Below are 17,151 nucleotides of genomic sequence, written 5' to 3'. Positions count from 1 at the left end.
AAGCAGCCAATCCTGGCCTTGGAACGAGGCCAATCATGCACATGCGAGCCGGGGAGCGGTTGCGCCTGACGATGTCGGGGGCAGGATGCCGCGCTATGGTCAGTCTCAACACGTACGCGGTGACCCAGCCGGCGATCGAGGGGCTGGATCCGTGCGAGGACGGGTTCACCTACGATGTCACGCCCTGGTTGCAGCCCGGCCGCAACATCCTGACCGTCGTGCTGATCGGGCCTCCGGGCGAGCAGCCCTTCCGCCTCGCCGTGGAGCAGGACGGACGCTCGCACCTGGTGCTCGACGAAGCCGATTTCCTGCCCCTCGCGGCGCCCTGGCGGCTCTGGACCACCACGATCGAGCTCGTCGCGCCGAGACATGCCCGGGCCGCGCCCGACGCCGACCTCCTGCGCCCGGTCGCCGGCGCCAACCTGGCCTGAGCGGGGTCCGGGCCGCCGCCGCGGCGCGTCCGCCGGGGGCGCGCGCACCGGCGCGCGCTCAAGGGTCCCCCGGCATGGCGGGCTTGGGCAGATCCTGCCGGCGCGACCACACGAGGTTCTCGGCCTCGTCGCTCAGCATGCCGACGCCGCTCGCGCCGTCGAGGATCTGGTCCGTGAGCGCCTGCGCGTGAGCGACGGCGTCCTCCGCCGTGTCGGCGGTGACCCACTCGCTGTGAACGTCCATGCCGCCGTCACCCGTCCGGCGGCGGAGGACCCGCAGCCGGAAACGCGGCATGGTCGAGCTCCTTGGCCGCGCTCAACCTAGGCAGCGCCGCCGAACAGGATCTATGCGTTCGGCAAGCGATCCCCGCTTTTCGCGGAAAGCGGTGCCTTATCCCCAGGATAAACGATGTCTCGCCGGCCAGCGCCGTCGTCGCTTGGCCGCGGGGCCCGGCGGCTCCGTCGCGCGGGGCCCGGCACGGCCGCGACGTCACGCGGCCTCGAAGCGGACCCCGACCTCGTCGGCTTGCCGGCGCATCACGCGGCAGGTGCGCGGGGGACCGCCCTGGGCGTGCAGCAGGAAGATCTCCGGCACCGACTTGCCGTCGACCGAGAGCTTGGCGCCGGATTCCGATATGTTGATGATGATGCAGGGCAGCCGCGTGGGCTCGGCGCCGCCCGGCCCGTCGCCCGCCCGCGGCGGGACCTCGATGGTCGCCGGGATCGAGGTGCGGATCCGCTCGTCGCTGCGCCGCTCCTCGACGCCCACCAGCCACTCGTCGAGGTTGCGCGCGATGCCGGCGACCCCGGTGGCGGTCGTCTGGACGTTGGTGCTGACCTCGCCGGTCGTGGCCCGCTGCTGCTCGCTCGCCGCGGCCGTCTGCGCCACGAAGCCCTGGACGGCGTCGACGGCCCCGCGGATCGAGACCAGCGCCGCGCCGACCTCCCGCGACACGGACTGCATCGCGGCGATCTCCCCGGAGATCCGCGTCGTCGCCGCCTGAGCCTGGCCGGCGAGGTTCTTCACCTCCGCGGCGACGACCGCGAAGCCGCGCCCGGCCGCGCCCGCCCGGGCCGCCTCGATCGTGGCGTTGAGCGCCAGCAGGTTGATCTTCTCGGCGATCGAGGTGATCGCGTCGACGACGCCGTTCATGGCCTGCGCCGCCTGGCCGAGCTTCTCGGTCGCGGCGCCCGCGCCCGCCACGCGCTCCTGGATCTCGCCGACGGCCTCCTGCGACTGCATCATCTGCCGGGCGATCGCCGCCGAGGTCGTGTGCATCTCCTCCGAGGCGCTCGCGACGGCCTGCACCCGGTTCAGCGTCTGCTCGGCCGCCGCGATGGCGCGGGCGCGCACCGCCATGCTCCGGGTGACGTCGGTGGCGAACTTGACGACCTTGAAGGGCCGGCCGCCGAGGTCGAGCACCGGGTTGTAGGTCGCCTGGATCCAGACCACGCGGCCGCCCTTGCCGATCCGCGGGTAGACGGCGGACGAGTACTTGCCGGCCCGCAGGTCCGTCCAGAAGGCCGCGTAGGCCGCGCTGGCGGCGTAGGCCTGCGTGACGAACATGCGGTGGTGCTGGCCCTTGATCTCGTCGAGCTCGTAGCCGAGCGCGTCGAGGAAGTTCGCGTTGGCGTCCTGGATCACGCCGTCCATGTCGAACTGGATCACGGCCTGGGAGCGGCCCGCCGCCTGCACCTGCCCGGCCATGTCGGCGGCGGCGAGCTTCGCGGCGGTGATGTCGGTGGCGTACTTCACGACCTTGATCGGCCGGCCGCTCGCGTCGAGGATCGGGTTGTAGCTGGCCTGGATCCAGACCTCGCGGCCGCCCTTGCCGAGGCGCTTGAACTCGCCGGACCGGTAGGCGCCGCCCGCGAGCGCCTCCCAGAAGGCGCGGTACTCCGGGGAGGCGGCGTGATCCTCGTCCACGAACATGCGGTGCGGCCGGCCCCGCACCTCGTGGATTTCGTAGCCGAGCGCCTCGAGGAAGTGGCTGTTGGCGTCCTCGACCGTGCCGTCGAGGTCGAAGTGGATCACGGCCTGCGAGCGGTGGATGGCGGCGATCTGGCCGGCCGCCTCGGTGCTGGCGCGTTTCTCGGCCGTGATGTCGAGGGCGAACTTGATGATCTGGATCGTGCGCCCGCGGGTGTCGAGCACGGGGTTGTAGGTCGCGCGGATCCAGACCTCGCGGCCGCCCTTGGCGAGGCGCTTGTACTCGGCGCTCTGGAATTCTCCCCGGCGCAGGCTGTCCCAGAACGCCTTGTAGGCGTCCCCCTCGGCCTCGGCGGGATCGACGAACAGCCGGTGATGCCGGCCGCGCACCTCCTCCAGGCGGTAGCCCATGAGCGCCAGGAAATTCGGGTTGGCTTCCGTCACCGTGCCGTCGAGCGCGAAGGCGATGGTGGCCTGCGAGCGCTCGATGGCGTTGAGCTTGGCAGCGGCGCGGGCGTGCTTGGCGGCTGCGAACATCGCGTGTCTCGTGATCGGCTCTGCGTTGTCCTTACGTAAGCACGCGAGCCCTGAACAATTGATGTCGGTCGGCGCATTTTCCGGCGGAACGCGCCGGGCCGGCCCCGTGAGCCGCCGGGATCGCCCGAGGGCGCAGGAGCGCGACGCGGCGGGCGCCGGCTTCAGAGGAACCTGACGCCGATCCGGTCGGAGCGGCGCCACACGATCGTGCAGGGACGCATCGTCCCGCCCGAGCCGATGAGGAGGTCGAACCGCGCGGGAACCGCGACACGCTCCGGCACCTCCAGGTTCGCCCCGACGGTCGTGACGTCGAGGACGCGGCATTCCAGCACGTCGCGCCCGACCTCGAGGATCAGGCGCCCGCGCAGGGACGTCGGCTGGCGCTTGATGTGTCTGCGTTCGGCCATCGAGGATCCCGGGAATCCGCCCGCCGCCAGGATGGGGGCCCAAACCATAAGATCGGGTTCCTGTGGTTGCTTAACCCGGTCTTGCAGCCGGACGGCGGGCGACGCCGGCCCCCCGGGCCGGCGGTCTTCGAGACCTCCTGGGCGACGCTCGTGACCGGCACGGCGAGCGGGGCCGCGACGCGACACGGCGGCGCTCGGTCCTCCCGAGAGGCCGGCCCGGGGTTCGGGCCCCGGGCCGGCGCCAGGCGCTGCGGCGGGCCTACTTGCCGCCGCCGGCGTTGCCGCCGCCCTGCGGGACCGCCCGCTCGGGCTGGCCGGCGTTCCCGCCCGTCGCCGAATCGGTCTGGATCGTCGAGGCGCCCGTCGGGCCCGGCGCGATCGTCACGTTGGGATTGCTGCCGGTATTGCCGGGCGAGGGGGCGACGGTTCCGGTGACGCCGGGGGCGGTGGGCGCGGTCGGGGCGACCGTCGTCTGCGCGTGGGCCGCACCCGAGAGTGCGAGGACGAGGGCCGTGGTGAAGCCTGCGAGGATGGGACGCATGAAGCTCTCCTTGAGGTCGCGGTTCCTGCGGTAACGCGGGCACCCCGGCTGAGTTCATGGCGGATCGCGAGGGTAGCGGGCAGGCGCCGCCGGCGCGCGGGCGCCTCGGCCCCGCGGCTCACGCGACGAGGGTCGGCTTGACGGTGGCGGAGCCGGCGATCAGGTCGCTGCCGTAGGCGAGGCCGAGGGCGGAACTGAGTGCCTGGAGCACCTTCTCCTCGGCATCGGTCGAGAACCCCTGCTGCTCGCGCTCCCAGATGTGCGTGAGCTGGTTGACGACGCAGAAGTAGACGTTCTGGGCCCGCAGGAAAGCTTCGTGCGGTGGGGCTGCGTCATCCATCTGTGCACCGCGGGGCGAGGAGCTCGCGAGGAGCCGGGATCGTGAAGTGTTCGTTGTCATACACACAATCGCAGCCCGGTACTGCAACTTAGCCGTTAAGTCGCGGAGCGCCGCGGCCCCGGCCCGCCCGCGGCCGGCAACGTCACGACGACAGCGCGTGCGCGGCGTAGCCTTCGAGCCAAGCGGGCGTCAAGATCAGTCCGCCCGCCGTGACAATCCACGGCCTCAAACCCGGCGTCGAGATCACGCTCCTGGCGGCGGACAGTGCCGCCCGGAGAGTTGTGAACGCCATCGGCTCGACGGCCTTGATCCGGCCGGGTCCGGAGCACCAAACAGTCAGATCCGCCGGCTCGTCAAGATCGAGGTCTTGCATGGCGTTCTCCTCCCGCGAGAGCCTGGCGCTATTGTCGCCATTGTGCTTTCGCGCCGGGACTAGAGCGAACCGGCGGGCGGTGGTCCTTCACTTTTGTTTATCCGGGTACGGCGACCGCCGGCGGGACATCGTGCGAGAGGCGCAGGTTACGGCGACGGCGCGGCGCGGCGGATCCGGCGTCGCCGGCATCGGTTGTGCGCCGCAGCTGCCGGACGGGCATCGGGCCCGCCGCTCGGAACTCTCCGCTCCGGGAGCGCGCGTCCCGCGTCCGAGGCTGGAAGGGGCGGGCCGGGCGACCCGGAGGTGCCCGGCGCCGGGGGGGCCGGGCCCGGCGGATGACGGCGTCTCGGCTCGGGCCCCGCTCAGTCGAAGACGTACCGCGCCGTCGCCAGGACGGTCCAGGCCAGAACGGCGGTCCAGGCGGTGCCGAGTGCATCGGCCACGTGGGCCGCGTCCCGTGCGACCGCCCGTCTCGCCGCGCGGGCGCGGGCGGAAAGTCCAGCGGAAAGTCCAGCGGAAAGTCCGATCGAAGGCAGGTTGAACATCGGGCGGTCCACTCTCGGCCAGTGCATGAACAAAATACTAACACCGCGACGGGATCGATCGAAACCCACGTCGCGCGGCAATCCCTGCTTAACCTTGACGAAACGTAAACGGCCGCGATCCGGGCCACCGCGGAGCGTCGAGCGCATGGTCGTGGACAAAGACGGGCGCAAGGCTCGTCCCCTCGGGCGGCGTCGGGGGGTGAGCGGAGCGCGGGAGCAGGGCGCGCGCCACGTGGACCTCGCGGCACATCGGTCCGGGCCGCGTCCGAGGTCCGGCACAGAAAAAAGGCCGCCCTTGCGAGCGGCCCGAAGTCTAGGGAGGAAACGCCCAAGGAGGGCGAGCACCGCCGCGACGCCATCGCGCCGGTGCATGGCCCGAATGTCCCATGCTGCAACGCACAAGGCAATCGTACAAAATGGTTGTGCGACTACGGGCAGCAGTCGCGGAACGAATCTGTCAGAGGCCCCGGCGCGTCGGTTCTGATGTGGCCGCAGCCCGCATCCGCGCGGCCCGCCGGGACGAGGCGGGGCGATGCGGGGATTCGGGAGCGCCCGGCGGCGCCCCGCGCTACGTCCGCACGCGTCGCCGCAGGAGGGCGTCGGCGCTCCAGGGCCCGGGCCCCGCCGCCACCAGGTAGAGGAACACGAAGCAGTACAGGATCGCGGCGTCGCCGCCGTTCAGCGTCGGATAGAGGTTCCGCGGGGCGTGGAACATCCAGTAGGCCACCGCCATCTCGCCGGAGAGGATCAGGGCCACCGGCCGGGTGAAGAGGCCGACGAGGAGGAGCAGGCCGCCCACGAGTTCGAGCACGCCGCCGATCCAGAGCTGGGACAGCACCGCCGGGAGCCCGTTCTGGGGCGGGGCCGGGAAGCCGAGGAGCTTCTGCGTGCCGTGCAGGAGGAAGATCAGGGCCGCCACGACGCGCAGCACGCTCAACAGGCGCGGGGCCCACTCGGTTTGAAGGGTCGTGAGAGCGTCGGTTCTGACCATCGGAAACGTTCCTGCCTGTGCCGCGACGGCCGGGCGGGGCCGCGGGCTCCGCGAGCGCGCGGCCCCGCCCGGACCCGTCTCCGCCGGCTCCGGCCGGCGGGACGGTTGATCGCGCGTCGAGCTGAGCAGTAAGCCGGAAAGGCCGGTGCGTGCAACGGATTGTGTCCGGGTGTTGCCGGCCGCTTGCGTCCGGGCCCGACCCCGGGACCCTGGCCTGGCGCCGAAACACGGGACGCAATCTGGCGGCAATCCGCTTGGCGTACACGCTCCGCGACGAGGCGGCCGGATGACGGGGGCGAGTATCGTGTCAGAGACCTGCGCGGCTCACGCGCTCGGCACAGCCCCGCTCGTGCAGGACCGACGCTCGCACCCCCGGCCGCCTCACCGCATGACAGCCATCACCGCCCCGACGGCGCCTGCGCCCCAGACCTCGGACGCCGAGCGGCTCGCGGCCCTGGCGCGCTACGACATCCTCGACACGCCGCCCGAGCCCGGCTTCGACGACATCGTGATGCTCGCCGCCCAGATGTGCGACACGCCGGTCGCCCTCGTCAGCCTGCTCGCCGCGGACCGGCAGTGGTTCAAGGCACGGGTCGGGCTCGACGCCTGCGAGACGCCTCTCAACCACTCGGTCTGCGTGCATGCCCTGGGCCAGCGCGACCTTCTCGTCATACCGGACCTCGCGCGCGACGAGCGCACGCGGTCGAGCCCGCTCGTGACCGGCGCGCCGTTCCTGCGCTTCTACGCCGGCGCCCGCCTCGAGACGCCCGACGGCGTCGCCCTGGGGACCCTGTGCGTCGTCGACAAGCAGCCCCGCCCCGAGGGCCTGACTCCGGTGCAGGCCGACGGGCTCCGCGCGCTGGCCCGGCAGGTGATGACCCAGCTCGCGCTCCGGCAGGCGCTGATCCAGCGCGACCGCGCCCTGGCCGCCCAGTCGCGCGCCCAGCAGCGGATGCAGGCGGACGCCGCGCGCTGCGCGGCGCTGATCCGGGCGCAGCAGACCGCCGCCGCCAGCGCCGGCGGGATGGAGGCCAACCTCCGGGCCGTGCTCCAGGATACGCTCGCGGCGGTCCCGCGCGCGGACGGCGCCGCCTTCGTGGCGGGCGAGGGCGAGGGGATCGTCTACAGCGCCGCCATCGGCTCGGTGGCGGAGCAGCTCGGCACGCGCCGGGCCCACGAGCAGACGCTGGCGGGGCTCTGCATGCGGGCGGCGCAGCCGCTGTTCTCGAGCGACCTCGTCGGAGACACCCGCGTGGATTTCGGCACCGCCGTGCCCGTGCGGGGCCGATCGGTCATCGCCGTGCCCGTCCTGCGCCGCGGCGAGGTGGTCGGCGCCCTCGAACTGTGCTCGCGGCTCCCCGGCATCTTCACGGACGACGACATCCTCACGGTCAGGCTCTTCGCCGGCGCGATCAGCGGGGCGTCCTTCATCGCGTGAGCCGTCCGGCCGCGCCGAGTCCTGTCGGGTGAGAGGGCCGGGACGGCGCGCGCGAGTCCGACGGCCGGGATGGGTGCGCCGCCGGGACGGCGCGTGCGGGAGGATCGAGAGTGGCGACGACAGAGACAGCCCCGGCCGCCCGGGTCCCGACGATCCCCGCATTCCGGCGCGGGCCCGTCGCGGGGTGCCCGACGTGACCGCCGCCCCGCCGCACATCGCCGTGGTGGACGACGAGCACGACGCCCGCACCATGGTGGGCGAGTACCTCGCGGCCCACGGCTTCGACGTGGCCCTGTGCGACGGCGGCCGCAGCCTGCGCGCCCACCTCGAGACCCACGCCCCCGATCTCATCGTCCTCGACCTCAACATGCCGGAGGAGGACGGGCTCTCGATCGTGCGCGACCTCAAATCGCGCAGCACGATCCCGATCATCATGCTGACCGCCACCGCGAGCCCGATCGACCGGGTGGTGGGCCTGGAGCTCGGCGCCGACGACTACCTGCCCAAGCCCTGCGAGCTGCGCGAGCTCGTGGCCCGGGTCCGCTCGGTGCTGCGGCGGGCGCACGGCGGCGCGCCCGCGAGCCCGCCCGGGGCGCCGGCGCCAGCCAGGATCCGGTTCGGGACCAAGTGGCTGGAGCTCGACGCGCTGCGCCTGAGCGACGATGCCGGGCAGGAGCAGACGCTGACGCGCTCGGAGTACGACCTGCTCAAGGCCTTCGCCGACCACCCGAAGCGCGCGCTCACCCGCGAGCGCCTCCTCGACCTCGCGGATGCCCGCGACCCGAACGCCTTCGACCGCGCCATCGACGTACGCATCACCCGGATCCGCCGCAAGATCGAGCCGGACCCGGCCAACCCGCGCTTCATCCGCACCGTGCGGGGGCTGGGCTACGTCTTCCGGCCGGACGGGGATTGAGGCCCCGGGCTACTCCGGCACGCCGGCCGCGCGCAGGCCGGACACGAAGATCTCCTTGCCGGGCGAGGGCCGGTAGAGCTGGAGCGCGCGGGCGATGCGGTAGCCCGGCTCGCGCGCGAGCAGCGCGCGCACCGCGTCCCGGGCCTGCGCGTGGCGGCCGAGATGCGCGAGGCTCGCGGCGAGCACGCGGTAGCTGCTGGTCCAGGACGGCTTGTCGGTGATGGCGCGGTCGAGCCAGTGCACCGCCTCCTCGTGCTCGCCCTGCATGCACAGGGCGAGGCCGAGCCCCGAATCGAACAGGAACGTGTCCCGGTCGAGCGGGCTCTGGCGCCGGGCGCTCCGGAAATGCGCGATCGCGAGCTCCGGCTCGCCGACGTAGCAGCGCACCCAGCCGCTGCGCTCGTACGCCATCGTCGAGTTCGGGTTGAGCCGCAGCGAGCGGTCGAGGTGGCCGACCGCGACCTCGTAGTCCTGGCCCAGGAAGGCGAGGGTGTGGCCGGCCATCATGAGCGTGGCCGGGCTCTCGCGGGCCGACGGTCGCGACAGGGCCTGCCGCGCGAAACGCACGCCCGCCTCGGCATCCGCCCTGCCGTCGCCGCTCCAGCCCTGCGCCACCAGGAAGGTGTAGCACTGGGCCTTCAGCGCCAGGGGCAGCGGCTGCTCGGGGATGGACTGGATGACGGCATCCAGGGAGTGCAGCAGCGGATGGATGCTCGCCCGGCTGAGCGAGGAGAACGTCGCGTAGGTCGACAGGAACTGGGCGTAGATCCCGACATCCGCCGGGAAGCGCGTGCGGGCGATGCCCGAGCGGTCCAGGCGCATCCCGGGGGCGATCGTCGCGACGGTGCGCTCGACGATCGCGGTCTGGAGCGCGAAGATCTCCTCGGCCGATCCCGCGAGCTCCTGCGACCACAAGAGGCCCGTGCCGTCGGTGGCGCTCAGGCGCGCGCTCAGCGCCACGCGGTTGTCGGCCCGCGCGATCGTGCCCTCCAGCACGTGGGCGACGCCGAGCGCGCGGCCGACCTCGGCCGGGGAGACCTGCTGGCGCCGGAAGGTGAAGGCCGAGTTGCGGCCGCTGACGAACAGGCCCGGCGTGCAGGCCAGCGTGTAGGTGAGGTGCTCCGTCACGCCGTCGGCGAAGATCTGGGCCTCGTAGTCGCCGGAGGCGTCGGCGAGCGGCAGCACGGCGACGGAGGGGCGGTCCGGAAGCGGGAGCGGGGTGTCGGCGAATGGCGTCACGGCCCTCTGCTCTCCGCGCTCGCGTCTCTCTCTGGCTGATACGGGGGGGATCTATGCCGCTTTGCGGCACGATGTCGAGCGTCGATGCGCGCTCCGGGCGCCGCCGGGCCCCCTCCCGGCTTCGGCGCCGGGCGGGCAAATCACGCCACCCGGAACATGTCGCGCGCCTCCTGCAACGGCGCGACGAGGGGCAGCGTCAGCACGAAGTGGCAGCCGGCCCCGGGGGCGGAGGTGAGGGCGATGCGGCCGCCGAGCTGGTGCGTCACGATGTTGAACACGAGGTGCAGGCCGAGGCCCGTCCCGCCGTTGCCGCGCCGCGTCGTGAAGAACGGCTCGAAGGCGCGGCGGGCGACCTCCTCGGTCATGCCGGCGCCGTCGTCGCCGAAGGCGAGGGCGACGCGGTCGGCGCCGACCCGCTCGGCGGCCAGCGAGATGGTGCCGCATTCCTGGTCGCAGAACCCGTGCCGGACCGCGTTGATGAAGAGGTTCGTCAGCACCTGCCCGAGCGGTCCCGGGTAGCTGTCCATCGCGATGCCGGCGGGCAGGTCGAGCCGGAGCGTGATGCGCGCGCTGCGCAGCTCCGGCCGGAGGCTCGCCACGATCTGCTCGCAGGTATGGGCGAGATCGAAGCTCCGGCGGCTGTCGTGGCTGCGGTCGACCGCGACCTGCTTGAAGGATTCGACGAGGTCGCCGGCGCGCAGCAGGTTGGCGACGAGCTGGGACCCGGCCTCCCGCACGCCCTCGATGAAGTCCAGGAGCTGCGAGCGGCGGATCTGGCCGGCGTTGAGGTCGGACGCGATGGCGGCGCAGCGCTGGGTCAGGGCCGAGGCGACCGTGAGGCTGATGCCGACCGGGTTGTTGACCTCGTGCGCGACCCCGGCGACGAGGCCGCCCAGGGCCGCGAGCTTCTCGGCCTCGATCAGGTTGGCCTGGGTGTCGCGCAGCTCGGCGAGCGCCTGCTCCGCCTGCTCCTTGGCGCGGCGGAGCTCCTCCTCGGCGCACAGGCGCGCCAGGGCGTTCTCCCGAAAAACCTCGACCGCGACCGCCATGTCGCCGATCTCGTCGGGGGCCTCCGCGCCCGGGACCTCGCGGTGGTAATCGCCCGCCGCGATCGCCAGCATGGCGGCCCGCAGGGCCCGCAGCGGCGCGCTGATGCTCTTCGAGACGCCCGTGCCCGCCACCGCCACCAGGGCCAGGAAGGCGAGGGCGATCATGCCGAGCGTGAAGGCGGCGCTCTCCAGCGTCTGGTCGAAGCGCCGCTGCGCCGCGCGCTCGAGCGCCCGGACGTGATGCGCCATCGTCTCGATCAGGCCCGACATCGCGTCCGCGTTGCCGTCGATGTCGTCCTTGAGGACCCGGGCTTCGGTGCCGAACTCCGCCGAGAGCGTCGCGAGGCCGCGGTCGAAGGCCTGAAGGCGGCCGTCCAGCTCGGCGAGGGCGCGGCGCTCCTCCCCGGCGGCCGCGCGCTCGAGCAGCGGAGGGATGGTGCTGCGGATCGCGGCGGCGTGCCGGCGCACCTCGGCGGCCGCGTCGGGCGAGCCCGACAGGTAGAAGGCGTGGGCGGCCAGCATCATCGCGTGGAAGGCCTCCCGCGACCGGGCAAGCGGCTCGCGCGCCCGCGCGGGCTGCGAGGCGTCGAGGCCCTCGATCTCTGAATAGAGGTCCGCCATCGCCCGCGCCGGCGCGTCGACGGCGCCGTCGTAGATCTGCTGGATCCGGGCGCGGGACTTCCGGACGCTGTCGAAGCCGGCGATGAAGCGCTCCGTCACCGCCCTCAGGTCCTCCGCCGGCGCCGCGATGAGCGGGTCGAGCCGCGCCTGCACCCGCAGTCGGCTGATCAGCGTGTCCCTGAGGTCGTCGATCCGCGCCAGCACGCCGGGATCGGCCTTGCTGATGTAGCGGTGGATCAGGTTCTGGAGGCGCTCGGTGTCGCGGTCGAGGAGGCCGAGGAAATCCTCCGACTGGCGCACCCTGCGCAGGTCGGTCCATGCCTGCGACAGCACCCCGGCGCTGCTCCACATGAGCAGGATCAGCACCACCGCCAGAACGGAGTTGATCGCCGCGATCGCCTGGATGCGGCGGCGGATCGGCCAGGCCCGGATGAACCGCTGCAAGCCCGCCCTCCCTGGTCGCGACCGTCCCTCCGGCCCCGGCGGTGACCCCGGGCGCTGGCGACCGCGCGGGCGACGCGTCGCCCCGCGAGGGTGCCATCCTGCCCCACGGTCCTTCAAGCGTTCACCGCACGCCCAACCTGACGCGGGCGCCCGGACTTGCAAGGCTTACCTCGCAAGGCTCACGATCCGCTCCGCGGGCGCCGGCCCGGCTTCCCGTCGTTCGCCCCGACGGCGGCCCTGCAGGCGGGGCTCAGGCCCTGCTCCTGGCCGCACAGGCACGCGGCGATGCGGGCGGCATCCGGGATGGCGGAACTGCAGAGGCGCATCACGTCGGGCGTGCACGCGGATTGCTGGGCATCGGTGCCCTGCGCGCAGCCCTGCGAGGCGGCCGCGACCGCGAGCAGGGCGATGCAGGAGCCGGTGATGAGCTTGAGCACGACGGGAGGTTCCTTGTCTCCGGATCGCATCCGGGAGGGTGACGGGCGGAGGCGCCTGGAGCCGGCCGGCGGCACGGCTGCGGCCTCAGCGGGTGAGCTGCGTACCGATTGCCGCGAAATCGACCCGCGGCGTGCCGAGCGCGAACTTCGCGACGCGCTGACCCGAGTGGCTGACGAGCCTCAGGGTCACGGCGCCGGCCTTGCCGTCGCGCGCCCGCGGCGGCGCGATGATTTCGGGCGCGTCGGCGAGCGCCAGGAACGCCCCGCCGATCATGCTCGGCCGGCTGAAGCCGTCCGCCGTCATGACGCTCCAGGTCATGGTCTCGGCCACGGCCACCTCCCGCGTGCGCCGGACGGGAGAGAGCATGGCCGCGTAGCTCTGCCGGAAGCCGCCGCGATCCGCCACGAACGTGCAGTCGGCGACCGGAATCCGGCCGAACACCAGGCTCAGGTCCGGCCTCGTGGTGCAGGTCAGGGTGCCGGCCTGCTGGCGCGGCGTGCGCGTCAGGGTCTCGTGGGCGTAGGCCGCTCCTGCGGCGAGGACGGCGGCGGTGAGGGCGGCGGCGACGGCGTGCATGGAACGAAACCCTGAACGTGCTCGGCGGGAGGGCGCGGCAGGCCGGCGGGCCGCGCCTCGAAGCGTGGCGTTAACCATGCCGGGCCCGCGTTTCAGGCGTATGCCGTAGAGTGTTGCGTCGCCGCCGCGACTCTCGCTGCCGCGGTCCTCGCCGGCGCGTCTTCGCCGTCGCGGCCGTGGCCGCCTCGGCGCCGCGCCCTATTCTTTCCGCACTCACCCCGGGAGGATGTCGTGCGAGCGGTCAGGATCGGCGCCACGGGCGGACTGGATGGGCTGGAACGCGTCGCGCTGCCGGAGCCCGGCGCGCCCGGCGCGGGCGAGATCCGGGTGCGGATCCACGCGAGCTCCCTCAACTACCACGATTACGGCGTCGCGCGCTCGGGCGACCCCAAGTTCCGCGGCCGCATACCCCTGTCGGACGGGGCCGGCGTGGTCGAGGCCGTCGGGGAGGGGGTCGCCGAGTTCGCGGCCGGGGACGCCGTCGTCTCGTGCTTCTTCCCGCACTGGCTCGACGGCCCGGCGACGACCGGCGACTTCGCGACCGTCCCGGGCGACGGCGTGGACGGCTACGCCCGCGAGATCGTGGTCCGGCCCGCGACCTGGTTCACGCGGGCTCCGCGCGGCTACAGCCACGCGCAGGCCGCGACGCTGACCACCGCCGGCCTCACGGCCTGGCGCGCCCTCGTGGCCGACGGCGGCCTCAAGGCCGGGGACAGCGTGCTGGTTCTCGGCACCGGCGGCGTCTCGGTCTTCGCCCTCCAGATCGCCAAGGCCATGGGGGCGAGCGTGGTCGCGACCTCCTCGTCGGAGGCCAAGCTCGAGCGGGCCCGCGCGCTCGGAGCCGACCACGGCATCAACTACAGGGCCGAGCCGAACTGGGGCGAGGCGGTGCGGCGCTGGACGGAGGGACGGGGCGTCGACCACGTGATCGAGGTCGGCGGTCCGGGGACGCTGCCGCAATCCATCGCCGCCGTGCGGAACGGCGGCCACATCTCCCTGATCGGCGTGCTCACGGGCCGGGGCGGCGAGGTGCCGACCGCGGCCATGATGGTGAAGCAGGCGCGGTTGCAGGGCCTCGTCGTCGGCAGCCGCCGCCACCAGCAGGATTTCGTGCGCGGCCTCGAGGCCACCGGGCTGGAGCCGGTCATCGACCGCAGCTTCGGCCTCGAGGACCTCGCGGACGCCTTCCGGTACGAGGAATCCGGCGCGCATTTTGGCAAGATCTGCATCGCGCTCTGAGCCCGGCGACCGCGCCCCTGCGGCGCGGCTACCGGGCCGGGGCAGGGCGCGGGTCGGACCTCTGACGTTCGGGAGACCAGGCGTGGCGCGGCACAGCGAGCCCTATTGTCCCGGCCCGGACGCCGGGTGGGAGCCGGTCGATCCCCGCGCGGCCGGCTTCGACGCGGGCCGGCTCGCCGGGGCGATCGCGTTCGCCGAGGCCCACGAATCCCCCTGGCCGCGCAGCCTCCATCACCCGGACGGCCGCTACGTCGGGCTCGTCGAGTGGAACGAGAGCGGGCCCTGGAGCGAGATCGTCGGGCCCGTGCGCGAGCGCGGCGGCCCGGCCGGGGTGATCCTGGCCCGGGGCCGGCGCGTCGCCGCCTGGGGCGACACCGCGCGGGCCGACATGACCTTCTCGGTCGCCAAGAGCGTCCTCGCGGTCCTGGCCGGGCTCGCCTTCGACGACGGGCTCATCCCGGACGTCGACGAGGCGGTGCGCGCGCGCGTGCCGGGCCCGCTCCTCGAGGGGGCCCACAACGCGGGCGTCACCTGGCGCCACCTGCTCCATCAATCGAGCGAGTGGCAGGGCACCCTGTTCGGCAAGTCCGACCAGGTCGACCATTTCAGGCAGGTCGGCCCCGGCGCCGACAACAGCCGCAAGGGCGAGCGGCGCCGCCTGAACGCACCCGGCACCCACTACGAGTACAACGACGTGCGGGTGAACCTGCTCGCGTACTGCCTGACGATGCGGTTCGGCCGCGCGCTGCCCGAGGTGCTGCGCGAGCGCATCATGGACCCGATCGCGGCGTCGCCGGACTGGGAGTGGCACGGCTACCGGAACGCCTGGACCGAGATCGGAGGCCGGCCGGTGCAGTCGGTTCCCGGCGGCGGCCACTGGGGCGGAGGCCTGTTCATCGGCGCGCTGGATCTCGCCCGCTTCGGGCTCCTCATCGCGCGTGGAGGCGCCTGGGGCGGGCGGCGCCTCCTCTCCGAGGCCTGGATCCGGGCGATGCTGACGCCCTCGCGCACCCAGCCGGGCTACGGCTACCTCTGGTGGCTGAACCGGGGCGAGGCGGCGAGGCCCGAGCTTCCCGCCGCGGCCTTCTCCGCCCTCGGCGCCGGCGCCAACATGATCTGGGTCGATCCCGACCACGAACTCGTGGTGGTCGTCCGCTGGATCGACAAGGCGGCCCTCGATCCCTTCCTGGCGCGCGTCGTCGCGGCGCGCCGGCCGTAAGTTCGGGGCCGGCCGCCCATGCCCGCCGCGACCCTCGTGGAGCCCGCCGCGGACGGAGCCTCGCGCGCCGCGGCGAGCCCCCGCGCGGGGGCGGCGGGCCTCGATGCCCTCAGGTGTCCTGGAGAGCCCGCGCGCGGACCGGCAGTGTCCAGCCGGGCCGGACGAAGTGGCAGGTATACCCGCCGGGATGGCGCTCGAGGTAGTCCTGATGCTCCGGTTCGGCCTCCCAGAACGGGCCCGCCGGCGCGACCTCGGTGACGACCCGGCCGGGCCACAGGCCCGAGGCCTCGACGTCCGCGATGGTGTCCTGCGCGGTGCGGCGCTGCGCGTCGCCCGTGTAGTAGATCGCCGAGCGGTAGCTCGGGCCCCGGTCGTTGCCCTGGCGGTTCGGGGTCGTCGGGTCATGGATCTGGAAGAAGAACTCCAGGATCCGGCGATAGCTGGTTCTCGCCGGGTCGAAGACGATCTCGATGGCCTCGGCGTGCGTGCCGTGGTTGCGGTAGGTCGCGTTCGGCACCTCCCCGCCGGTGTAGCCGACGCGGGTCGACACCACCCCGTCCTGGCGCCGGATCAGGTCCTGCATGCCCCAGAAGCAGCCGCCCGCCAGAACCGCTCTCTCCTCAGCCATCGTCCGTCCTCCTGTCTGTGCGGGCCTGGTTCCGCCCGTCCCGGCCACAATATAGGAAGCGGCCCCGCGCGCCGGGCCTGCGGTGCGGGGTCACGCGCCCGACGGCGGGACACCGGCCCCGCCGCGGCGGAGCGCGCCCCTTGCCCCCGAGCCCGGCGATGCGGCCCGTGGGACCGGCAAGGCGATCGGCCGGCCGGGAGCGACGGGAGCGTACCATGACCTACGAGGACATCCTGTACGAGGAGCGAGACGACGGCGTCGCCCGGATCACCATCAACCGTCCCGACCGCTACAACGCCTTCCGGGGCGCGACTGTCGAGGAGCTGATCCAGGCGTTCCAGCGCGCCGGCTGGAACCGGGCGGTCGGCGTGATCGTGCTGGCGGGGGCGGGCGACAAGGCGTTCTGCACCGGGGGCGACCACGCCGCCCACGACGGCCAGTACGACGGGCGCGGCACGATCGGGCTGCCGATCGAGGAGTTGCAGAGCCTCATCCGCGACGTGCCCAAGCCGGTGATCGCCCGCGTCCAGGGCTTCGCCATCGGCGGCGGCAACGTGCTGGCGACGCTCTGCGACCTCACCATCGCGTCCGAGAGGGCCCAGTTCGGGCAGGTCGGCCCGAAGGTCGGCTCGGTCGATCCGGGCTTCGGCACCGCCTATCTGGCCCGGGTCGTCGGCGAGAAGCGGGCCCGGGAGATCTGGTATCTCTGCCGCCGCTACACCGCCGCGGAGGCGCTCCAGCTCGGCCTCGTCAACGCGGTCGTCCCGCACGACGAGCTCGACGCCGAAATCGACCGCTGGTGCGCCGAGCTGATGGAGCGCAGCCCGACGGCGCTCGCCATCGCCAAGCGCTCCTTCAACGCCGACACCGAGAGCATCCGGGGCATCGCCAGCATGGGGATGCAGGCGCTCAGCCTCTACTACGACACCGCCGAATCCCGCGAGGGCGGAGCCGCGTTCCGCGAGAAGCGCAAGCCCGACTTCCGCAATCCCGCGAACCGGACCGGCGGTCCTGTGGACCGCGAAGGGCCTGTGGACCGCGAGGACCCGGAGGATCGCCGAGGCTGAGGCTGGTCGCGCCGCGGCGGCGGGCCGCCGGACGCCGATCCGAGGCGGCGGACTTGCCGGACGGGCCTTGCGCGGTCAGGAAGGTGGTTGGCCGGCGAGCGCCGGGGCACCGGAGGCTTCCCTCGGTTCCATAATGTTGCTTATGCGAATCGCCGGTGTAGGCGCAAAGTTAAAGTGTCTCA

General features: G+C 73.1%; 19 protein-coding genes. 6 read left to right on the top strand and 13 right to left on the bottom strand.

Annotated elements, in window-relative coordinates; genetic code table 11:
* The first annotated feature begins 95 nt into the window (after nucleotides 1-95).
* A complete protein-coding gene (locus DT057_RS15190; protein WP_128562946.1) occupies nucleotides 96-431 on the top strand; it encodes a hypothetical protein in 336 nt (111 codons plus the stop codon).
* Nucleotides 432-489: 58 nt separating this feature from the next.
* On the opposite strand, the gene DT057_RS15185 is transcribed toward DT057_RS15190, so the two are convergent.
* From DT057_RS15185 to DT057_RS15150, 8 genes are all read right to left on the bottom strand, one after another.
* Nucleotides 490-675, bottom strand: a complete 186-nt coding sequence (locus DT057_RS15185; protein ID WP_128562945.1) for a hypothetical protein — start codon at nucleotides 673-675, stop codon at nucleotides 490-492.
* Between the two features lie 246 nt (nucleotides 676-921).
* Nucleotides 922-2,898 (bottom strand): methyl-accepting chemotaxis protein, encoded by a 1,977-nt coding sequence (locus DT057_RS15180; protein WP_128562944.1) that lies wholly within the window; start codon nucleotides 2,896-2,898, stop codon nucleotides 922-924.
* 161 nt (nucleotides 2,899-3,059) lie between these two features.
* On the bottom strand, nucleotides 3,060-3,305 hold the full coding sequence (locus DT057_RS15175; RefSeq protein ID WP_162501418.1) for a PilZ domain-containing protein: 246 nt from the start codon (nucleotides 3,303-3,305) through the stop codon (nucleotides 3,060-3,062).
* Between the two features lie 259 nt (nucleotides 3,306-3,564).
* Nucleotides 3,565-3,846, bottom strand: a complete 282-nt coding sequence (locus tag DT057_RS15170) for a hypothetical protein (protein ID WP_128562942.1) — start codon at nucleotides 3,844-3,846, stop codon at nucleotides 3,565-3,567.
* A 118-nt stretch (nucleotides 3,847-3,964) separates the two neighbouring features.
* Nucleotides 3,965-4,186, bottom strand: a complete 222-nt coding sequence (locus tag DT057_RS15165) for a hypothetical protein (RefSeq protein ID WP_128562941.1) — start codon at nucleotides 4,184-4,186, stop codon at nucleotides 3,965-3,967.
* A 142-nt stretch (nucleotides 4,187-4,328) separates the two neighbouring features.
* Nucleotides 4,329-4,559 carry a hypothetical protein gene (locus tag DT057_RS15160; RefSeq protein WP_128562940.1) on the bottom strand — a complete coding sequence of 77 codons (231 nt, stop codon included), beginning with the start codon at nucleotides 4,557-4,559 and terminating at the stop codon, nucleotides 4,329-4,331.
* A gap of 362 nt (nucleotides 4,560-4,921) precedes the next feature.
* On the bottom strand, nucleotides 4,922-5,251 hold the full coding sequence (locus DT057_RS15155; RefSeq protein WP_128562939.1) for a hypothetical protein: 330 nt from the start codon (nucleotides 5,249-5,251) through the stop codon (nucleotides 4,922-4,924).
* 421 nt (nucleotides 5,252-5,672) lie between these two features.
* Nucleotides 5,673-6,095: a DoxX family protein gene (locus tag DT057_RS15150; RefSeq protein WP_128562938.1), complete on the bottom strand. Its 423-nt coding sequence runs from the start codon at nucleotides 6,093-6,095 to the stop codon at nucleotides 5,673-5,675.
* A gap of 388 nt (nucleotides 6,096-6,483) precedes the next feature.
* Here DT057_RS15150 and DT057_RS15145 point away from each other — a divergent pair, with 388 nt between their 5' ends.
* Together DT057_RS15145 and DT057_RS15140 are read left to right on the top strand one after the other, a co-directional pair.
* A complete protein-coding gene (locus DT057_RS15145) occupies nucleotides 6,484-7,533 on the top strand; it encodes a GAF domain-containing protein (RefSeq protein ID WP_128562937.1) in 1,050 nt (349 codons plus the stop codon).
* A 193-nt stretch (nucleotides 7,534-7,726) separates the two neighbouring features.
* The gene (locus DT057_RS15140) at nucleotides 7,727-8,449 is read left to right on the top strand and encodes a response regulator (protein WP_128562936.1); all 723 of its coding nucleotides are present in this window, start codon (nucleotides 7,727-7,729) and stop codon (nucleotides 8,447-8,449) included.
* A 9-nt stretch (nucleotides 8,450-8,458) separates the two neighbouring features.
* Here the strand turns inward: DT057_RS15140 and DT057_RS15135 are convergent, their stop codons facing one another.
* From DT057_RS15135 to DT057_RS15120, 4 genes are all read right to left on the bottom strand, one after another.
* Nucleotides 8,459-9,688: a tetratricopeptide repeat protein gene (locus DT057_RS15135; RefSeq protein ID WP_128562935.1), complete on the bottom strand. Its 1,230-nt coding sequence runs from the start codon at nucleotides 9,686-9,688 to the stop codon at nucleotides 8,459-8,461.
* 140 nt (nucleotides 9,689-9,828) lie between these two features.
* On the bottom strand, nucleotides 9,829-11,802 hold the full coding sequence (locus tag DT057_RS15130) for a sensor histidine kinase (protein ID WP_128562934.1): 1,974 nt from the start codon (nucleotides 11,800-11,802) through the stop codon (nucleotides 9,829-9,831).
* Nucleotides 11,803-11,981: 179 nt separating this feature from the next.
* Nucleotides 11,982-12,239 carry a hypothetical protein gene (locus DT057_RS15125; protein ID WP_128562933.1) on the bottom strand — a complete coding sequence of 86 codons (258 nt, stop codon included), beginning with the start codon at nucleotides 12,237-12,239 and terminating at the stop codon, nucleotides 11,982-11,984.
* A gap of 85 nt (nucleotides 12,240-12,324) precedes the next feature.
* Entirely contained in the window at nucleotides 12,325-12,816 is a 492-nt protein-coding gene (locus DT057_RS15120; RefSeq protein WP_128562932.1) for a DUF992 domain-containing protein, read from the bottom strand.
* A gap of 231 nt (nucleotides 12,817-13,047) precedes the next feature.
* Between DT057_RS15120 and DT057_RS15115 the strand changes: the two genes are divergently transcribed.
* Nucleotides 13,048-14,055, top strand: a complete 1,008-nt coding sequence (locus DT057_RS15115) for a zinc-dependent alcohol dehydrogenase family protein (RefSeq protein WP_128562931.1) — start codon at nucleotides 13,048-13,050, stop codon at nucleotides 14,053-14,055.
* Between the two features lie 82 nt (nucleotides 14,056-14,137).
* Nucleotides 14,138-15,274: a serine hydrolase domain-containing protein gene (locus DT057_RS15110; RefSeq protein ID WP_128562930.1), complete on the top strand. Its 1,137-nt coding sequence runs from the start codon at nucleotides 14,138-14,140 to the stop codon at nucleotides 15,272-15,274.
* Between the two features lie 109 nt (nucleotides 15,275-15,383).
* On the opposite strand, the gene msrA is transcribed toward DT057_RS15110, so the two are convergent.
* Complete coding sequence (msrA, locus tag DT057_RS15105) at nucleotides 15,384-15,902, bottom strand: peptide-methionine (S)-S-oxide reductase MsrA (protein WP_128562929.1); 519 nt, start codon at nucleotides 15,900-15,902, stop codon at nucleotides 15,384-15,386.
* Nucleotides 15,903-16,117: 215 nt separating this feature from the next.
* Here msrA and badI point away from each other — a divergent pair, with 215 nt between their 5' ends.
* The gene (gene badI, locus DT057_RS15100; protein WP_128562928.1) at nucleotides 16,118-16,969 is read left to right on the top strand and encodes a 2-ketocyclohexanecarboxyl-CoA hydrolase; all 852 of its coding nucleotides are present in this window, start codon (nucleotides 16,118-16,120) and stop codon (nucleotides 16,967-16,969) included.
* The last annotated feature ends 182 nt before the right edge of the window (nucleotides 16,970-17,151 follow it).

The sequence above is a fragment of the Methylobacterium crusticola genome (assembly GCF_003574465.1).
In the GTDB taxonomy this organism is placed as follows: domain Bacteria; phylum Pseudomonadota; class Alphaproteobacteria; order Rhizobiales; family Beijerinckiaceae; genus Methylobacterium; species Methylobacterium crusticola.
The sequence above is the reverse complement of the archived record's forward strand: the minus strand, read 5'-3'. Positions and strand labels throughout refer to the sequence as shown.

Coding starts and splice junctions, on each gene's coding strand:
- DT057_RS15190 (WP_128562946.1), top strand. CDS start 96: ATGGTCAGTCTCAACACGTACGCGGTGACCCAGCCGGCGATCGAGGGG.
- DT057_RS15185 (WP_128562945.1), bottom strand. CDS start 675: ATGGACGTTCACAGCGAGTGGGTCACCGCCGACACGGCGGAGGACGCC.
- DT057_RS15180 (WP_128562944.1), bottom strand. CDS start 2,898: ATGTTCGCAGCCGCCAAGCACGCCCGCGCCGCTGCCAAGCTCAACGCC.
- DT057_RS15175 (WP_162501418.1), bottom strand. CDS start 3,305: ATGGCCGAACGCAGACACATCAAGCGCCAGCCGACGTCCCTGCGCGGG.
- DT057_RS15170 (WP_128562942.1), bottom strand. CDS start 3,846: ATGCGTCCCATCCTCGCAGGCTTCACCACGGCCCTCGTCCTCGCACTC.
- DT057_RS15165 (WP_128562941.1), bottom strand. CDS start 4,186: ATGGATGACGCAGCCCCACCGCACGAAGCTTTCCTGCGGGCCCAGAAC.
- DT057_RS15160 (WP_128562940.1), bottom strand. CDS start 4,559: ATGCAAGACCTCGATCTTGACGAGCCGGCGGATCTGACTGTTTGGTGC.
- DT057_RS15155 (WP_128562939.1), bottom strand. CDS start 5,251: ATGCGCTCGACGCTCCGCGGTGGCCCGGATCGCGGCCGTTTACGTTTC.
- DT057_RS15150 (WP_128562938.1), bottom strand. CDS start 6,095: ATGGTCAGAACCGACGCTCTCACGACCCTTCAAACCGAGTGGGCCCCG.
- DT057_RS15145 (WP_128562937.1), top strand. CDS start 6,484: ATGACAGCCATCACCGCCCCGACGGCGCCTGCGCCCCAGACCTCGGAC.
- DT057_RS15120 (WP_128562932.1), bottom strand. CDS start 12,816: ATGCACGCCGTCGCCGCCGCCCTCACCGCCGCCGTCCTCGCCGCAGGA.
- msrA (WP_128562929.1), bottom strand. CDS start 15,902: ATGGCTGAGGAGAGAGCGGTTCTGGCGGGCGGCTGCTTCTGGGGCATG.
- badI (WP_128562928.1), top strand. CDS start 16,118: ATGACCTACGAGGACATCCTGTACGAGGAGCGAGACGACGGCGTCGCC.